Consider the following 16,370-nt stretch of genomic DNA (forward strand, 5'->3'; position numbering starts at 1 on the left):
TGTCACCTTTTGTCAGACGCGCCCGGCTGATGCGGCTAGTGCGCTTTTGAGCGAGTCACGGATGGAGGTTGGCTGCGGCGGTGCGGCGTCCTTGCTGGGGCCGGGAGACGACGAGCCTGTGATAGATCGCGAGGCTTTGCGGGCCTGATCTGCCGCTGCTGCTCTCTGTGCGATCTGATTGTCTTGGGGCGCCGGGGCAGACTGGCTGATCATCTGCTGGCGAATGTCTGGTCTCATCCAGCACGCAGCGTCGTATGCGTCTTTCAGACTCTTTGCTCGCCCCGCGTTGATGAGGGCGATCATGTCATCCATGACGACTTCGGCATGCGTATTTGCCGGATCGGCGAGGAATGCCTGAACTTGAGTTTCAGTGTCCCTCTTCCGAAGAGCGTGCTCAATGGTCGCTTCGATATCGACGGGCTGCTGTTGCTGCTGCGGCTGTGGGTGGCGCTCCAGGATTTGATCTGGCTGCCCGTTCACAAGCGCGTGCAAATTCACGCCCGCCATCTTGGCTACATTGAGAACCGTGTTGACGGGATCGCGCTGAAGCGCCTGCTCCCATCCGATTGCCTTTCGCATGACGTCTGCATGCGTCGTGCCTGCCTGTCTTACCAGCGGCGTGAATTCCTCGAGGCCCTTGTAGTCCTGGAGAACCCTGAAACCGTTGTCGATTTCCTCTTCGCGCTTGGTAACGGCGGCCTGCACCTCTGGCGGCAGCTCGCCGAATTTCGCCTTGGCCTCTGCCGACCAACCAGGGGGAACGCGCGTTGTTGCGGCCTGTGCCGGTGCGGGTTCAACCGGCTTTGCCTCTTGCGGCGCGGCGACCGGTGCTCCCAGCGTTTCCGGCTTTGCCGCGGCTGTCGGCTTCTCGGGCTCCTTGGCAAAGCGACCAACCTCATCGCGATTTCGGTCTGCCTTGGGCTCTTCCGGCTTCATGGCAGCGCGCAGGCTGTCGCGGATACTGGCTGGCTGTTCGATTTCCTGCTCGACAGGCACGGCAGTGCTTTCGAGGCCATCAATGGCTTCGTTATTCAGGTCTGACATGTGTATTTCCTTTTTCGGGGATTGATGCCCGCGTCAGGCGCGATGCTGCTGGTAGGCTTCCTTCAGGGCCTTTCGTATTCCCTGCTTGTCTGCCCTGGGTTTTTCGATCGGGCGCGGCTTTTCGTTGCCGATCTCCTCGACGCCGGCCGATCTGTAGGCGCGGCGCAGTTTTGCTTTCGAGGTATAGTGCTGACCGTCATGCATCGAGCGAATCTCGATGCTGTCGCTGACGAAATGCGGCGCCGGCAAATCCGACTGCGCCAAGTTCTTCACCGGCATGCAGTTATGCGGCCACGCGTCGAGTTGGTGCCAGCCACCACACACTCGGCAATAGCGCTCTCTCATGCTGCCTTCCTCGATGGATGAGACAACTCGCAACGAAGCCAGCTCAGAAGCATCAACTGCTCTATCGTCTCGGACGCTTCCAAGCGCGCTTTCGCATGCTGAACCAACCGGCTGAATTGATCATCGGTCAGGCTTCGCACCAGGTTGACGACTTCGCCGAGATGCCCGATGGCCTTCGCATAAGCCCTCTCGACAAGCTGGTCGGTGGTGACTTCGTTGCTCATGATGACCTCGCTCACTGATAGGGGCGCTGTTGCTGCTGGACCGGCGGCTGTTGCGCCGCGTGCAACTGCTGCATTGCCTGCATTGCCATATCGCCCCGTGCCTGCTCGACGGTGGTGCGGTGTTCCATCTCGGCCTGGGCGACCCCGAGCTGGGCTTTCCGCTCCTCGGCGCCGGCCTTCACCTGTGCAGTTTTCAGATCGATCATCTGCTCCGGGGTTGGTTCCGGCGGCTGCTTTGGTGCTGTTGCTGCCTGCGCAAGCTGTGCCCCTACCTGCTCTAGCGTGTTTTCCAACTGACGCCCGGCACGGAAGCCACGTGCTGCGAACAACAGCGTCTCGACCATCACAGGAACAAGCATCGGCTGCTGCTGGGCGATGGCGCCGGCCTGCTGGATGAAGCCGCCCACCATCTGCACGAACTCCATGCGGCGCTGCTTCTCCGCGTCCTCGTCGGGCTCGATTGTCGAGTCCGTCTCGATATCGATCCGAAAGCCGCGCACGCTGTCATTGCGAAGAAGCTCAATAACCTCATCGATCGAAGGCTGCTGCATCATCTGCGCCAACTCAGGCGGAATAGGAGCTTGCTGTGGCTGCTGAGGCGCCGGCTGGCCCATCTGCTGCGCGCGCATCGCCGCCTGCTGGGCGGCCATCTGAGCCTGCTGCATCTGCAGTTGGATCTGCTGCTTCTGCGCCGTCGTCAGCAACTGGATACCCGAGACGAGCATCAGAGTTTCCGGTTGGAACTGATCGCAGATGATCTCACCGGCAATTGCCACAATGTCACGGGCGAAGCGGGCAAGCTCTGCCTGGCGGTCACGGATGCGGATTGATCCCCATTGGCTTTTGATGCGCTGCGCCGTCGCCGTCTCCGAGGCTTGAGTATCGCCGCGCACGATGTCCGATATGCCGGTGATCTGGTAGACATCCTCAATGAGCTGCTTCCGCGCCTCGATGCAGGCAACGATGACCTTCTGCACATCGTCGATCGGCAACGTCACGACAGCCTTTGAGCCGCCCTTGTCCGTGAACGCCGCCCACTCTGGAATGGGCACCATCACCGTGTCGTTTTCCGGCCGCATCGCCTTTTCGATCGCCGGCGATACTGAGCCATCCCCCGATGGATAGAAGATTTTCAGCCGCAGCTGATCCGTCAGCTTGTTGATGCGCTTGGTGAGGATGTCGATTTCGTCGCATTGGCCCTGGTAGTAAACGTAATCCGGGACCGGGATGAGCGATCCGGTCGAAAGCGTGCCGAACGCCGGCCGGGGGCAAGGCCAGAAGCCTTTCAGATTCAGCGGGGGTTCAGAGACCTCGAGCGCCGCGGGGCAGCCGTCGGCGATCCAGACCGTGTAGTTTTCGCTCTTGCACCAGATTTCCCAGACGTAGATCTTCCCCTCGTTTTGAGCCCGCTCCGTCTGGTTGGTGCCGTGATTGGAGCCGACGCCGTCCTTGGCCAAGGAGCCGCGCCCATCGGGAAAACGTCTGTCGAACTCCTCATCGGTCATCGAGACACGACGAGCCACCCATGTCACATCCTTCCAGCGCCGAGCGGGCGAATGCAGGAAGTCCGACCAATGCACATAGTCGATGCACACCCGCTCATCGGTGATCTGCTCCATAGGCGAGACGTCGTCCGGCGCCCCAGGTGCATCGGAAGGCTCTACACCCATATCCAGCGGTTCGAAGTCCGCCTCGTAGCGCAGCCACACTGTGCCACGGGCACAGAGGAGGAAATCGTCGCGCACGGCCCGCATGACGGAATCCAGATCGGCGTCGTCTGCGGTGAACGCAAGATTGCGCTCAACTAATTCCGAGCCCATGCGCGCCACAGGCTGAGAGTCCTTGAAACGGCGCTCGACGACGGGCTGCGGAACTCTGGCGTAGACGGCCGGCTGAAGGACAGAGACATTGGCCCACAGCATCGGGAACCTGCGTTTTGCGCTCTGCTGGTCCGCCTGCTGCAGGTAAATCTTTTCGATCTTGGCGCAGCGGTCCACCCAGGATTTGAAATAGCGTTGCGCCCGCTCAATCTCCTGCTGCCAATGCGCCCCGACCTTCACCAGGTCATACTGGTCACCGTCCGGCAATGTCGTGGCTTCTACATCCATCAAACGCGCTCGCTATAGGTCGGTGTGGAGTTGACGTAGTCGTTGAACGTCATTGTCTGGAACGTCGGCAGCGGCTTCGGCTCAGGTTTGAGCGGTTCGGCAGCGAGACCGGTGAAGATGATTGCCAAGCCGCCGAATGCGTCGGCGCCGTGCGATGCCCAGTTGTGCAGCGGCTCGTCACGGAAGACACCAAGATCCTCGTCCCATTCTTTCCGGTAGTTCCGCAGGCACTTCACACCCTGAGCGCAGCCGGCCTGGTCGAACTCGACCTTTGCCAGGATGCGCCGCGTACCGTTGATGCGGTCATGGACATAGGCTCGCTCGACCTTTCGAACGGTGCCGAGGTTTCGCGCCTTGACCTCCTGCAGCATGATCTCGATGCGGGTCATGCCGCCGCGTGTCCATTCCCTCACGCGGATATCGTGCGGCATGTTGTGGGTGCCGTAGACGTAACCGTTCTCTTCGGCACGGCGCTCCAGTTCGTCGAGCATGCCATCCATGCCGGTGCCCGTGTGCTCAAAATAGCCGATCATCCGGACCCGGCTCGGGAGCACCTGAAACAGCCAGACGCTGTTTGTATCGTCCATTCCGATGTCTGAGATGGTATGCACCGGATAGCCTGGCACATGCGGAAAGACGCCAATGCGCTCCTCTGCATCCACCATCGCCATCTGGTCGGCGTAATAGGCGCCCTCTACACTGGCTTCGAACGCTTCAGCCGGGGTCGAGGGATACTCCCGCTTCATGTCGCCGAGCTGCGTTTCAGCTTTCTTGACGTACCAAGCTATCTGCCCTTCCGTCAGATCGATGCCCTGCTCCGCCAGACCGCGGAAATACTTGGCGAAAGCATCGGTGATGATCACGCCTTGCGGATTGATCGAATATTGCGGCTCTTTCCACCACGGGAAGAAATGGAACTTGAAATCCAGCGGCGTCAGCGCCGCAGCTTGCCGATGCTTCACCTGGGCATCTTCGCAGAGATTGTAGAAATGTCCCTCCTGACCCTCGGCGGTGCTTTCGATGAAGACCAGTTGCCCAGCCTGAACCGTATTGAGCGCGCCGGTGCGGACTTCCCTCGCCTTCTCCGGATATTTCGCGCAAAGCTTGCCGTATTCGGAAATATGCAGGTACTGCAGCGTCCCCGATCGAAGCGACGTGCCTACGCGGATACTCGAGTTGTTCGCCAGCAGCAGCTCCGTCTGGTTGTCCCGCTGGATCGGCACCGCGTCCCGAATGCCATCAGGCAAATTGTCGTACGGATATTTCACCTTGTCCCGGAAGATGGTCTGCGCATCCCCGAGCGTGTGAGCGATTGTGCCGGCGCGGATATCCTTGTTGAACACACAGGCGTCCAGCATGAATATCTGGATGAAGGTGGTGAGCCCGAGCTGGCGCGCCTTGAGCAACACGTTCAGGTAATGCATCTGCTCGAAGAACGTCATCTGTGCCCAGTTCATTTCGAACTTGACGCGTTTGCCGCCCTTATCGGTGATCCAGTACAGATTGTTCAGGCGCCAGCGCCAATCCGAGAACTGGTCAACTGCCGTTTGGAAGTCCGCGGGTCTTGCCATTGATCGCTTCCAGCAACTCAGCCACGCCACTCGTAACGCCGTGCTCGAGTTCGACCTTGGCGCCGTACTTCTTCGGCTTCAGCTTCTCGGCAATCCATTGACGCGTGCCGATGCGAAGCTGTGATCGGCGGATGGCCTCGCCATTCTCTTGCCAGCCGATCGTTTCACCGTCGGCGCTCTTCTTTTCCATCCAGTCGTTCGTACCGTCGTCGGCAATCTCGACCAACTCGTCGACGAAGCCGTCGGCCTGGATCTCACGCGCCTGCGCATACTTGGTCCTGAAATCGGCTTTGTCGTCATCAGCGAGCCAGGCGAGGACTGTGGATTTGCCCGGCATCGTCTCATCGCGGCAGATCGATCGAAGGCTTTCGCCGTCAGCGATACGTGCACAGATGATGTTTGCCAGGGACTGTGTGAACTTGGTGGGTCTGCCTGTCATGGTCCTGCCTTCTGATCGGCTGGGGGCGTTTAGAAAATGAGCCGCCGCGCATGGGGCTATTTCAGCGACGCAGTCTTTTGAACTGACTCGCAATTTTTAATTGCCGTGTTATCGTTTTAGAGCACCCTGTTGCCATGTGGACCCCGGCCTGATCGACCAGGTGGATACTCCGCATGGACACCACCTCAGGGCCCGTCTAATTCGGTGGTAGCAGCTCTCTGAGGCAGCGCCTTACAGCCAAGTGAAGCTGAATTAGGTCGAACGGGATCCAACCAAAGCGATCTGCAGTCGCCAAGGCTGGGCCGATGCACCTGCAAACGACGGCTAATTCGTTATGTGGGCATGTCTCACGAAACCTTTTGGTTCCGTGGCCACGGGATCGAGGGCTTTTCCTATGTGGAAGAAAACCAAGATCCGCATCACCGTGTCGGTCAATGTAGCCTCATGCCTGTTTGGCATCGCGGCGATATTGAAAGTACTATTGTGATGCAGGGCGCCGGTTTAATCGCCGGCGCCTTTCTCACACCATCAAGAAGGCTGGCAGCAACAGAGACAAGGCAAGCGAGCGCATAGCAGAAAAAGAAATAGTCGGGAGAACCTGATGAATTCAAAGTACTCTTCGACACGCCTCTTAACTGACGAGGAAGAGGCTGAAATCCAGAGGCTGATAGCTTCGGACCCGGGAAATCCAGAGGCGACCGAAGAACAGATCGCCAGCGCGCGGCCCTTCCGGGAGGTCCCTGAAAGCATTGACCGGGCGATTGGACGAAGGAACGGTTCGAAACCTACATCCAAATAAGCTGTGATGAATCAGTACTGCGAAGCTTCAGACGGAGCTGGCTCAGTCTGTCTCCGGCCGGATTACATCTGTCACTTCCAGTATGTGGTAAAGAGCTGGCTTTCCGGCCGCCGATCGAACTTCAACATTGACGAGAAACACGCATTCAAACGGATTCTCGTGGAGATCGAGGACTCGCTTTTTTGCCTCCTCGCTTGCGAACCTCAGCCTGACCGGTTTCGAATACACCGATTCAATGATACCTCGATCACCGGTCTTCGCGGCGGCAGCATTCTTCACTTGTTCGAGCGTCATCATCTGGTCAGAGAGAAACTGAGATGACGGCAACTGCGGTCCCAGGAAGCGCGAGACGCTATTCTGAATCGCGTTGGCTTCCATTCCATTGATGTTAAAATAATGATGCTGATGGACGTGAACTATGCCGCCCTCCATCACATTCATATTCAACTGTGATCCGAAATCCTTTGCGACGGGCTCCACAAACTGAGCAATTTGCCTCGCTTGACGCACAGTTGGTTCAGAGTCTTTCGCCTTCGCCGGCGCACGCCCTAGGAAATAATTCACCAACTCGTTCGTGTTGGCCACAAAGCCGGCGAATACCTCTTTATGGTCCATCAGCCACTGAGCTTGCTCCGCGACTGCAATCAGGTCAGCAATCACGCTTCCTGATTTGATCTCCTTCACATAAAGCCGTAGGTTGTCTGGGCGTGGGTCGCCAGTTCTAACATTGGCGTAGTCCTTAAAGAACTCAGCCAACGCCGTGAAGCTCATCGTTAAATCGACGAGTTCGATTGGTTTAGTGTTATTGAATTCAATTCTAAGCACGGAATCGTCTTGTTCCATCGGCGCCCCCATTTCATTAGAGGAAAGCGCACAATCTAAGATTTGCCAATAGGGGCGGCACACTTCTGCCAACGTGCGGATTGCTGCTTATCCGCGTGGACCGGCGCTCTGCGCACTGAACATCCACAAATCAGTGCGCAGAAGATAACCGAGGGGTTATGCCTATTCAACCCCGCCGCCGAGATTTCCCAACTTTTTCGTCGTTTCAGTTATGAATATTCGTGACGAAGAGCTTTGCAGGTTTGAAGCGAGACCTCCAGGCAACTCTGTGAACTCAGCCCGTCTTATCCTACGGGTGGAAGACTTCCTGCGGCGACCAGGCTGCTCCCGATCGAGTTCTTCTTCGCGCAACCGACGAGCGCGGGCCAACAAGAAGTTCTGCTCCTGCTCCCACTCAATGTAACGGAGGCGGTCGATCGTCTCCTGAGGAAATGCGTAGGGCATAGGCCGCTGTTCGAATGACTTGGTGAAGCGAAGGATCTTGCTCACGCCGTTTACCTCCTCGACCTTGCGGAAATCGTCTGGCCCGATGTTGACGAATACATACCCAACGAAAGTCGGGAAGCGGCGCTCGATCCAATGGCCTTGTCGATGGTGGCGGACCTCGATCCGGTAGCTTGGCATGAACGCTTCGAGTCCCTCGTTGCGAAGGTTCCGCTCGATAATGCTTTCGCCCTTTCGGTCGTGCCCTTCCCGCATTGACGGGCAACGTTGCGCGCCTGGCGCGGCCTTCACTGCAAACCACGTCTCAACCGGCGCGAATCGCCTAGCCTCCCCTTTCCTTGCCTGAAGGAACTCAGTTTCTGAAACCGCTTCAGCTTTCGGGCGTCCCGAAACTCTCACGTTCATGCCAGCCTCTTCTTGATCAGGTTACGACGCTCGGGCGTCATCCGCACATAAGACGGACGCCAGTTGATCGGGTTTGGGAGGTAGACTCGCCTGGGCGGGTCGATCTGATACCAATCGCCATCGGCATCGAGAAAGAACTGCAATCCTTCAGCCGCGAAGTGGCCAGCCATATCGTCAAAGAGCAAGTCGCAGATCAGCCCGGTTCCGCGAAGCGCCGTGTGCATCGGACGCCAAGGGTTTTCCCGATCGTGCGCTTCCCGCTCCTGTCGTTCCTTGATGGTCATTTCTCAGTGCCGATCCTTTCCTTGATAGGCGTTGGATTTTGGTTTCGGTGGCTGGTAGTCAGCCTCGCCACGAGCTGACTTCCAGAGAGGGGCGAACCCGTTCAAAGACTGGTAACCTTCGATCTCGGGCAGGTACTGCAGCGTTACGTCACCCTTGCGGCCCGACCAAGAGAAGCGAGCCTTCTTCACCCAGACGACGGTTTCGTTCAGAGCCGGATCGGGAACGTCGATCACGACGCCGTGGTCTGGCTTGTTGTACCAGGCAGCCGATCCCTCGATGTCGTACATGGTCGGAGTTCTGGCTTCGCCGCCTTTGGCGAGATCCTTGGTGGGATGCGCGACGACGATCGCCAGCACACCGTACCGAAGTGCAAACTTCCTGATCTGCCGGAGCGCCCGGTTGATGTATTGCGTCTCGCTCTCGTTTCGCGGCCGGTAATGCTCGACCTCGTTCCACGGATCGATGACCAGGACCTTGATCGAATATCGCATGACCGCGTCCGCGGCGCGCTCGAGTAGCCATTCCAGCGTCATATCATCGTCAGTCTCGCCGGTTGGATCGGCATCGATGAAGACGAAATGCTTTTGGATAAATACGTCGGCTTCGGCGACAAGGTCGCGCGTCCATTGCTTCGTTTCCGTTCCGGTAGTCGCCAGACGGAGCTTGAAGCGAAGCGCCGGCACAGTCGGGATTTCGAAAGAGGCAACGCCTACCCGCCAGCCGTGGGCACGAGCGACGTTGACGCAAAGATTCATTGTCCAGGTCGATTTGCCGTGGCCCGGAATGCCGGTGACTACCAGCAGCTCGCCGAGCCAGAGCTGAAGGTAGGGATCGAGATCCGGCCAGCCTGTTGAATAGGTTTTCGGCTCGTCGAGCTCCGGATAGTCCGAGAGCAGATAGATGCCCTTCACCGGGTAGGACTTGGCTTCGGTGAGGACCCTGACGACCGCATCGGCGCCATAGCGCATTTTGACGTCGTTGAGATCCTTACAGCCTTCAGGATAGGTCACGAACGCACAGCGGGCGGCACCAAGACGGCGAACCAGTTCCGCCGCCAGCCGCCGGCCCGGTGGATCGTTATCGACGGCGAGGATGAACCGCTTGATCCGCTTGATGCGGTGACGGTTGTTGAAGACGAACTCGAACTTGCCGTGACTGTCGTCGTCAGGAACGACGTCGTCGAGCTGGTCGGGATCTTCACCTTGCGGCACGGGTGGAGCGCCGTCAGGCACGCTGACCGTCGTGTGAAAACCACAATCGATAGCCGTCAGCCCGTCGATCTCACCTTCGGTGATGATCAGAGCCTTGTGGCCTTCCTCAAGCGCTGGATCGTCCATGCAGTCGGCATTCCAGAATGTTTTCCGGCCGCCCTTGCGCTGCCAGAACTTTTTGCCGGGTGCCCGGTACTTCTCGCCGACCGCGCTGCCGCCGTCGATGAACGGAAAGACGACGATGTTGCCGGCGGTATCTGGCTCAACCGCATTGCTGCCGTCAGCCATGGTGACCACCCTACCCGTATAGGCTCCGGAAAGTTCGGCGACCGCCGGGTCGATCTGCCGGTTTTGAAAAGCCTGGACGCCCACCGGGCCTAGCTTGTTCGTCAAAATAGTCGCCTCCTTGGAAGCCGCAGTGGTGGCAGTTGAACTGGACGCCCTGACTGTCGATGCGCACCGAGAGACAGGGCTCTCGTTTGTTCCGCCTCGACGCTGAGCACTTCGGGCATGTCGTTTTTTGATTTCCGGTTACAATACGCCGAAGGCGAATGCCGTATTTGTCGAGGATGTCGGTCGCGGTTTTCATATTCGGGGATCAGACCGTGGTCGGCCTCCCCCTCGATCACGGATTGCGGCGGCCGCGGCTACGCGCTCGGAAGCTTCTCGTTCCTTTTTCGCCAACGCTCCGCTCACGGCCGTGAACCAGCGCTTGCCTTTGGTGCCGGCCCACTCGTCCAGAGCCCATAGCTCCGCCTCGAGCGAGATATGTGGGAATGCTTTCCGCCACTGCTCCAGGTTCGCCTCAGTCAGTCGGATTGCCTGGGCTTCGAAGGCGAAAATCTGACATTTGGGGGGGTCGGCGGCAACAACATCGTCAGATGTTGTATTATCTTCTATTCCCTTCTCTTCCCTTCCCTTCCCTTCGTGCTCTGTTACAGAGTCAGTGACATTCTCTGTCACAGTGTCTGTCACAGAAGACTGACGTTGGCGTTCTCGCGCCTCCCGAGCTGCCGCAGTGCGCGTCTTGTTCGTGCGAAGCTTACCGACAGCCTCTGTGGCGAGCTCTATGACAGTGCTGTGCCACACCCGGCCGTCGCGCCGATCCCAACCCTTGAGGATATCAGCTTTCAGCTCTTCCCATTTCTCCGGTGAGCACATCGCGGCATCGGCTAAAACATCGTCGTCGTCTTCGATGCTGCCGGCGGGTATCTCATGCCAGGCACGCATCCAAAGGTTTACCATATAGAAGGCAACCTCGGGATTACGCTTGCAACGGAGCCACGCCTTCGATCTTCTCAGGCGCTCGATCTGCAGAGGCATATATGGAAGGCATTGCACGTCTAGATTCAGAATCATTGTCCGCACCCGCCCGGCGGCCTAGTCTTGTGGACGGGGAATGCTGTAACTTTGGTCGGTTGCCTCGGAGCCAGCGGCAATTGCCGACACTCCGGCAGGAAGAGGTTCGCAAACTCCTTCCACGCTGTGATAGCGGCAAGACCGTCCTCGATCCGTAGTGTTTTATCGGCCCGACGTTTCGCATCAGCGTAACGATCCCAAGCCTCGATCTGCTGTTCGGTGCTGGCGGTCAACATGCTTTGACCTCAGGCGGCGACTTGAATTGCTGCGGCACGCTCGCGGAGAAACTTGGCGATCGCGCTCTCCGGCCAAGCGACCAAGCGCTTGCCTAGCGCCACTGGACGAGGAAATTTTCCCTCACTCATCATTGCATAAATGGTGCTCCGGCTAAGGCCGGTAACATCGATAACGGCAGGCAATCTCAGGTGTTTCTCAAGCATGCGTAGCTCCCATTGGTGGGCATTGAACATGCTCGGAAGTTGCCGTGATTTTCTGGCTAATGGAATATTAGAAAAACGCAGCTTAGGCGGTTTGGCAATTATCACCAAGGGCTTAAGCTGATAGTCAGATACGGAATTTCGCTTATGCGCTGCGATCTTTTACTGGCAAGCGCCTAAGCGGTTTTATGCCGAACATTGCTTCGAACCTTGCCTTTAGTTCTCCACCGGCTTCGCCGCGTCGAATCTCCCCAATATATTCCGACACCTGACCGCGACCCTGCTTCCAGAGCGCGGGACTTTCGTCAGCGCAGATTTTAATCGCCAATTTAGCAACGGCTTCGGGACCCAACTCGCAGATGTCCGGATTATTTTTCGCTACCTTTTCCATCGCCCGCATTAGATCGAGACGCCGCGTATGTCGCGCTTGAGCTGATTTTTCACTACCGGCTATCCCAGCTTTCTTTCGCATTTCAAGAGAATGCAGCGCAGCGGATTCCACCCCATGGACCAGCGTTTCCAAGTCGCGCCAAAAATATCCAGCGGCGAAATCATCAAGTGTTATGTAATAGTGGAACTGATATAAGGCAGCCACGTACGCGGGAGACGAAGAGGGTAAATTCAAGCAGCAATATTCATAGACCGCTGCAACAGTCCAATTTTCACCGAATTGGCTTTTCAGCTTTTCAATTCTTTTCGACCCAACGGCGTCGAGGACCAACTTGGAAACGCCGCTTCTATAGCTGCTCAGGCCTGCTTGATCGAGCACATCAAAAGCGAGTCCTCCATCACCGCCGCCTCCCCTTGGGGCGAATCTGCCGTCGATACTCCCGCGCACGAAGCTGATCTGCCTGAGATCGACTTCGTGCCTGATTAGATCGATCTCTGATCCAACAGGATGCTTTTCTAAGAAGGCTTTTGCATCAGCCTCTGTTTCGAACAGGTATAGGGAGGAAGTCTCAGGTAGCAAGCCTGTGCGGGTTCGCACAAAGACTCTCCATGCCTCTTTAGATGGATCCTCGAACGCGGCCAGAGGGTGCATCGGATCTCCCGGCTGGGTGTGGGCGATGCTAGCGCTGATCACAACTGTTTTTCGAACTGCATCCGTGTAGTTCATCACCCGATCCTAACCACCTTGTCTTTGCGGCCCTCTTCAACAAATGCCGCCCACGCATCCATCATCTTGCGCCGTTTCAGAAATACATCCGACCGTGCATAGGCTCGCTCAACGGCATCGCCGGCTAAATGGGCCAGTGCCGCCTCGGCAATCTCACGCGGGAAATTGGTTCGCTCCTGAGCCCATGTTCTGAATGAGGTTCGAAAGCCATGAACATCAACGGGATAGCCAAGCTCTTTCACTAGCTTCGATAAGGTCATGTCGGAAAGTTGCTTGCCCTTTTTTGTGCCGGGGAAGACCAAGCCGCTTTCGTCATCGAGCTCCTTCGCTTCATCCAGAATGGCAAGCGCTCGCTCGCATAACGGCACTCGATGCAGTTTTTTCATCTTCATGCGTTCGGCTGGGATTGTCCAAACCCTGGCAGCGAGATCGAATTCCTCCCAACGCGCGCCACGAACTTCGCCTGAGCGGCATGCAGTCAAGATCAACAACTCGATCGCCAATTTGGTCGACTTTCCAGCCCCGCTCTTCAAAATTGTCTCAATGCAGTCGTGAACATCATCGTAGGGAAGCGCCTTTCGCTGGCCAGAGCTCTTCTCTTGCCGCGGCAATGCCAACGCCTCTGCGAGCGCAGGATTGTCTGCACGCATGCCTTCCGCGATCGCCCATTTGAAAACGGCTGAAATGCGGAACGTGAGCTTTCGGGCAACCTCCGGCGCCGTCTTACGAGCATTCAAGATAGTTTTGCGAATATCCGCGCTCGTGACCTCGGAAATGAGCGTCGATCCGAAATCTGGGAACACATGCTTTTCCAGCGTCGACAGAAACGCGGCCCGATCCTTGGGGTTTTTCCACGTCGGAGAAAGTTCGACATGCACCCGCTCTGCAGCAGCCCTGAAGGTGAGAATATCCTTCGCCTGTCGTTTATCAGCGATCGGATCTCCACCGGCGCGTGCGCTCTTGCGGTTCTCGATGGCGGCTGACCGAGCCTCAGCGAGAGAAATCAGCGACGCAGGACCAAGACCAATCTCTCGCCTCTTGCCACGAATTACGATACGCTGAACCCAATAACGGCCGCCACCGTCGTCGACGCGCAGATAAAGCCCATGACCGTCAAAATACTTTCCAGGCGTTGAGGCGCTCTTTACGAATTGCGCCGTCAAAGCTTTCTCTGGACGGCGATTTAACGTTGTCAATCTTTCCCCCTTCCCTTCCCCCAATATAGCCCGGAACAAGCGGAACGTTACTGGAACGCTTCGTACAATGGAAGAGGCAAAACCCCTATTCCACAAGGCATCTCTGGTTATCGTTGGAAATCGCTGGAAATAAGAATGGCGCATGTCGGGTGCGCCAATTTTTTCAGGCATTTTCGGGATTTGCATCAGCGGCGAAAAGCTGCAGGAAGCATATAGGAAACAAGCTCCAATAGCCTTGTCCACATCTCTCATGCCTCACTTCGCCGTTTAGCTGTGGCGCGGCGAGATCTTTGGCGCAACCTGGCACGAGGTTGTCACACGAAAACAAAAGATAACGTCGCCGCCAAAATCGTCCGGCCCGGCAGTTGTTCTTTCGATGCGAGTTATGTGCATTTAACTGCTCCTTGCGGCGGATTTGCCTTGATGCCAATGGCAGCGACCCTGACCTTGCCATGCCTCTCGACAATCTGGCTGCCATTCTATCCGAGCAGCTGAAGTGTTGGCTGACGACATCGCTGACATGGAAGATGACGACACTTACGATCTGAGCGGTTCAGTCAAATCTCTTAAATCGCGGATCTGAGGGGCACCGCGGAACCATTGATTGCCTTACGGTTTTCGTAAACTACCCTTCATTTCCGAGAGCGGTTTGAGGACGCTCCAAAGGGCATCCCGCATGAGGAGCATACAATGATCCACGAATTGCGCATCTATACATGTTTGCCGGAGAGGCTGCCGGCACTACAGCAGCGTTTCGAGACCGCGACGCTGGCGATCTGGGAACGCCTCGGCATCCGCTCACTCGGCTTCTGGACGACGATGATCGGTTCTTCCAGCAACGATCTGACCTATCTGCTCGAATGGCGGTCGCTGGCGGAGCGCGAGCAGAAATGGGCCGAATTCATCGCTGATCGTGAGTGGCAGGAAGCGAAGGCGAAGAGCGAGGCGGATGGGGCGATCGTCGCCAACATCACCAGTTCGCTGCTCAAGCCGACACGCTTCTACCGCGGCTTCTCCAACCGGTCGGAATAACGGTTACGGCCGGCCACGACCACGCGCGACACCGTCACCCTCCCTGAAGACGCCGCCAGCCGGATCGCAGATAGTTCGCGAGCTGATTTGCCGATCATGCGATGGTGATGGAAGTGCCTAAACCGTATTATGGCGAGCACCTACGTGCGAAATGATGACAGCCAAGCGGTCTACTTACACCTCTACCTTCATCGAGCCGTACGGGAGCGGCCTAGCGAGCTTAGTCATCATGCCTTCTAGCGCCATTTCTGTTTGAGCGCGCCGCCAACCGTGGACATTTGAGGCTCCCGAGTTCGACGGAACAGCCTCGATCCCACAGAGAGTCGGACAGCAGGCATTTAAGTCACTGCTAATGCTCCCCATATAAGATGCTGCGCCGGTCGGGTTCTTCGTCCGGCGTAGCGGCGTGCTCCTGCGTTCATGGATGGTGCAGTTGAGCCGCCGCACTTCTTTCTCAACGGAAGCCGAAGAAGCTCAGGATAGCGAGTACGATGACTACGGCGCCGACGAGCCAGATTAGGTTATTCACGTGAAATCTCCTTCAAGATGAAATGAGCCAAGCTGCAAGCACATAATGTGTGGCGGCAGTTCATGTTCCATTTCTCATTGCCTGGACATAGACGAGCTGCCCTCCTTTGCGCGCGGCGAGCGGATGCCTCCCGATGCCGCCGAACGAGGCTGTCGACTTCTCATATCCAATGATCGCGAAGCTGTCGCTCTGGATGCATTTGATCTTCAGTCACTCGCCGCCTCGGCCGCTCCGATAGGTGCTGTTCCGATCTTTGGCGATGATCCCCTCCCCGCTCCCTCGTAAACATCTATCGAACGAATGGGGAAGAGATCGGGAAGAAGCTCCTTGTGGAAGGCTTCGCTCGCAGCTGGAGCCCGAGGCGACGCAACGATTGGTGTGATTGAGGTCGAATAGGGGATGGCCGCCCAACGCACAGGAGATACAATGCTTGGGGTATAGCAAAGTGATCGCTGAGCAGCCCACCCACCTCAATGTTACGAGATATTACTGCAAGTAGAAGTCAATTTGTGTTTTCGTGCGAAATCGAAAAATATTCCCACTGGTTGAAAATTCATTTGTGAACGCAGAACCGTTAAAAGTAATATTTTTGAAAAATTTCTGAGCTCGTGCAAAGTAATTTGCAGCGCCCAGGTGCGCGATTCCTTCAAAAGAACCCCACTGTGCCAACCCCCGCTAAGCTGCGGGGCGCTGTTTGTCCAGCATCGTACCGGAACCGCATTGGACAATACAGGTTAACTCACCGGATCGCGGGAGAAAGCCAGTACTTCAGATCGCATAATGCCTTCCTCTCGGCGATCCACCCAGAGTTGGGTCGTGCGGAGGCAATTTTCCGGTCCACTCCCAAGCGACGCTCCGCGCGACCCTCCTCAGCAAGGCTGAGCGCCCTCAGTGGCGCGTCAGAAATCAATCCTGTCTGGTGCGAAGATGATAGCAGTTGCGTCGCTTCTTCTGATTGTCCGTTGAGGAGGGTTCCGGAATG

Annotated in this window: 15 protein-coding genes and 3 pseudogenes; 3 read left to right on the top strand and 15 right to left on the bottom strand. The window is 57.1% G+C overall.

The window, feature by feature from the left end; genetic code table 11:
• Positions 1–12: 12 nt before the first annotated feature.
• Genes NL154_RS15190 through NL154_RS15215 form a run of 6 tightly spaced genes read right to left on the bottom strand, consistent with a single transcriptional unit; the run spans position 13 to position 5,731 of the window.
• Positions 13–1,044 (bottom strand): hypothetical protein, encoded by a 1,032-nt coding sequence (locus NL154_RS15190; RefSeq protein WP_434732904.1) that lies wholly within the window; start codon positions 1,042–1,044, stop codon positions 13–15.
• 33 nt (positions 1,045–1,077) lie between these two features.
• Entirely contained in the window at positions 1,078–1,389 is a 312-nt protein-coding gene (locus NL154_RS15195; RefSeq protein ID WP_434732905.1) for a hypothetical protein, read from the bottom strand.
• The gene (locus tag NL154_RS15200) at positions 1,386–1,613 is read right to left on the bottom strand and encodes a hypothetical protein (RefSeq protein WP_434732906.1); all 228 of its coding nucleotides are present in this window, start codon (positions 1,611–1,613) and stop codon (positions 1,386–1,388) included. Before NL154_RS15200 ends, NL154_RS15195 begins: the two co-directional genes overlap by 4 nt.
• A gap of 11 nt (positions 1,614–1,624) precedes the next feature.
• On the bottom strand, positions 1,625–3,721 hold the full coding sequence (locus NL154_RS15205; RefSeq protein WP_434732907.1) for a hypothetical protein: 2,097 nt from the start codon (positions 3,719–3,721) through the stop codon (positions 1,625–1,627).
• Positions 3,721–5,292, bottom strand: a complete 1,572-nt coding sequence (locus tag NL154_RS15210) for a terminase (RefSeq protein ID WP_434732908.1) — start codon at positions 5,290–5,292, stop codon at positions 3,721–3,723. The genes NL154_RS15205 and NL154_RS15210 overlap by 1 nt, the downstream gene beginning before the upstream one ends.
• On the bottom strand, positions 5,258–5,731 hold the full coding sequence (locus tag NL154_RS15215; protein ID WP_434732909.1) for a terminase small subunit protein: 474 nt from the start codon (positions 5,729–5,731) through the stop codon (positions 5,258–5,260). Before NL154_RS15215 ends, NL154_RS15210 begins: the two co-directional genes overlap by 35 nt.
• Positions 5,732–6,332: 601 nt before the next feature.
• Between NL154_RS15215 and NL154_RS15220 the strand changes: the two are divergent.
• Positions 6,333–6,467 (top strand): annotated as a pseudogene (locus tag NL154_RS15220) (BrnA antitoxin family protein); the annotation flags it as partial.
• 105 nt (positions 6,468–6,572) lie between these two features.
• Here the strand turns inward: NL154_RS15220 and NL154_RS15225 are convergent.
• From NL154_RS15225 to NL154_RS15260, 8 genes are all read right to left on the bottom strand, one after another.
• Positions 6,573–7,373 carry a hypothetical protein gene (locus NL154_RS15225; RefSeq protein ID WP_434732910.1) on the bottom strand — a complete coding sequence of 267 codons (801 nt, stop codon included), beginning with the start codon at positions 7,371–7,373 and terminating at the stop codon, positions 6,573–6,575.
• A 162-nt stretch (positions 7,374–7,535) separates the two neighbouring features.
• On the bottom strand, positions 7,536–8,222 hold the full coding sequence (locus NL154_RS15230) for a transcription termination/antitermination NusG family protein (RefSeq protein WP_434732911.1): 687 nt from the start codon (positions 8,220–8,222) through the stop codon (positions 7,536–7,538).
• Positions 8,219–8,506: a hypothetical protein gene (locus tag NL154_RS15235; RefSeq protein WP_434732912.1), complete on the bottom strand. Its 288-nt coding sequence runs from the start codon at positions 8,504–8,506 to the stop codon at positions 8,219–8,221. The genes NL154_RS15230 and NL154_RS15235 overlap by 4 nt, the downstream gene beginning before the upstream one ends.
• Before the next feature lie 3 nt (positions 8,507–8,509).
• Complete coding sequence (locus NL154_RS15240; protein WP_434732913.1) at positions 8,510–10,111, bottom strand: bifunctional DNA primase/helicase; 1,602 nt, start codon at positions 10,109–10,111, stop codon at positions 8,510–8,512.
• Between the two features lie 192 nt (positions 10,112–10,303).
• Positions 10,304–11,077, bottom strand: a complete 774-nt coding sequence (locus NL154_RS15245) for a DUF1376 domain-containing protein (protein ID WP_434732914.1) — start codon at positions 11,075–11,077, stop codon at positions 10,304–10,306.
• A 245-nt stretch (positions 11,078–11,322) separates the two neighbouring features.
• On the bottom strand, positions 11,323–11,517 hold the full coding sequence (locus NL154_RS15250; protein ID WP_434732915.1) for a helix-turn-helix transcriptional regulator: 195 nt from the start codon (positions 11,515–11,517) through the stop codon (positions 11,323–11,325).
• 142 nt (positions 11,518–11,659) lie between these two features.
• A complete protein-coding gene (locus tag NL154_RS15255) occupies positions 11,660–12,631 on the bottom strand; it encodes a hypothetical protein (RefSeq protein WP_434732916.1) in 972 nt (323 codons plus the stop codon).
• Positions 12,631–14,079: a tyrosine-type recombinase/integrase gene (locus tag NL154_RS15260; RefSeq protein WP_434732917.1), complete on the bottom strand. Its 1,449-nt coding sequence runs from the start codon at positions 14,077–14,079 to the stop codon at positions 12,631–12,633. The genes NL154_RS15255 and NL154_RS15260 overlap by 1 nt, the downstream gene beginning before the upstream one ends.
• 438 nt (positions 14,080–14,517) lie before the next feature.
• Between NL154_RS15260 and NL154_RS15265 the strand changes: the two genes are divergently transcribed.
• On the top strand, positions 14,518–14,859 hold the full coding sequence (locus NL154_RS15265; RefSeq protein ID WP_434732918.1) for an NIPSNAP family protein: 342 nt from the start codon (positions 14,518–14,520) through the stop codon (positions 14,857–14,859).
• A gap of 595 nt (positions 14,860–15,454) precedes the next feature.
• Here the strand turns inward: NL154_RS15265 and NL154_RS15270 are convergent.
• A pseudogene (locus NL154_RS15270) lies at positions 15,455–15,658 on the bottom strand (non-homologous end-joining DNA ligase); the annotation flags it as partial.
• A 2-nt stretch (positions 15,659–15,660) separates the two neighbouring features.
• Between NL154_RS15270 and NL154_RS15275 the strand changes: the two are divergent.
• Positions 15,661–15,774: pseudogene (locus tag NL154_RS15275) on the top strand (thermonuclease family protein); the annotation flags it as partial.
• Positions 15,775–16,370 lie beyond the last annotated feature (596 nt).

Origin of the sequence: Rhizobium sp. YTUHZ044, assembly GCF_051123975.1 — a bacterium.
Lineage (GTDB): Bacteria > Pseudomonadota > Alphaproteobacteria > Rhizobiales > Rhizobiaceae > Rhizobium.

Coding starts and splice junctions, on each gene's coding strand:
- NL154_RS15250 (WP_434732915.1), bottom strand. CDS start 11,517: ATGCTTGAGAAACACCTGAGATTGCCTGCCGTTATCGATGTTACCGGC.
- NL154_RS15200 (WP_434732906.1), bottom strand. CDS start 1,613: ATGAGCAACGAAGTCACCACCGACCAGCTTGTCGAGAGGGCTTATGCG.
- NL154_RS15225 (WP_434732910.1), bottom strand. CDS start 7,373: ATGGAACAAGACGATTCCGTGCTTAGAATTGAATTCAATAACACTAAA.
- NL154_RS15260 (WP_434732917.1), bottom strand. CDS start 14,079: ATGAGAGATGTGGACAAGGCTATTGGAGCTTGTTTCCTATATGCTTCC.
- NL154_RS15230 (WP_434732911.1), bottom strand. CDS start 8,222: ATGAACGTGAGAGTTTCGGGACGCCCGAAAGCTGAAGCGGTTTCAGAA.
- NL154_RS15215 (WP_434732909.1), bottom strand. CDS start 5,731: ATGACAGGCAGACCCACCAAGTTCACACAGTCCCTGGCAAACATCATC.
- NL154_RS15195 (WP_434732905.1), bottom strand. CDS start 1,389: ATGAGAGAGCGCTATTGCCGAGTGTGTGGTGGCTGGCACCAACTCGAC.
- NL154_RS15265 (WP_434732918.1), top strand. CDS start 14,518: ATGATCCACGAATTGCGCATCTATACATGTTTGCCGGAGAGGCTGCCG.
- NL154_RS15235 (WP_434732912.1), bottom strand. CDS start 8,506: ATGACCATCAAGGAACGACAGGAGCGGGAAGCGCACGATCGGGAAAAC.
- NL154_RS15210 (WP_434732908.1), bottom strand. CDS start 5,292: ATGGCAAGACCCGCGGACTTCCAAACGGCAGTTGACCAGTTCTCGGAT.
- NL154_RS15245 (WP_434732914.1), bottom strand. CDS start 11,077: ATGATTCTGAATCTAGACGTGCAATGCCTTCCATATATGCCTCTGCAG.
- NL154_RS15190 (WP_434732904.1), bottom strand. CDS start 1,044: ATGTCAGACCTGAATAACGAAGCCATTGATGGCCTCGAAAGCACTGCC.
- NL154_RS15205 (WP_434732907.1), bottom strand. CDS start 3,721: ATGGATGTAGAAGCCACGACATTGCCGGACGGTGACCAGTATGACCTG.
- NL154_RS15255 (WP_434732916.1), bottom strand. CDS start 12,631: ATGAACTACACGGATGCAGTTCGAAAAACAGTTGTGATCAGCGCTAGC.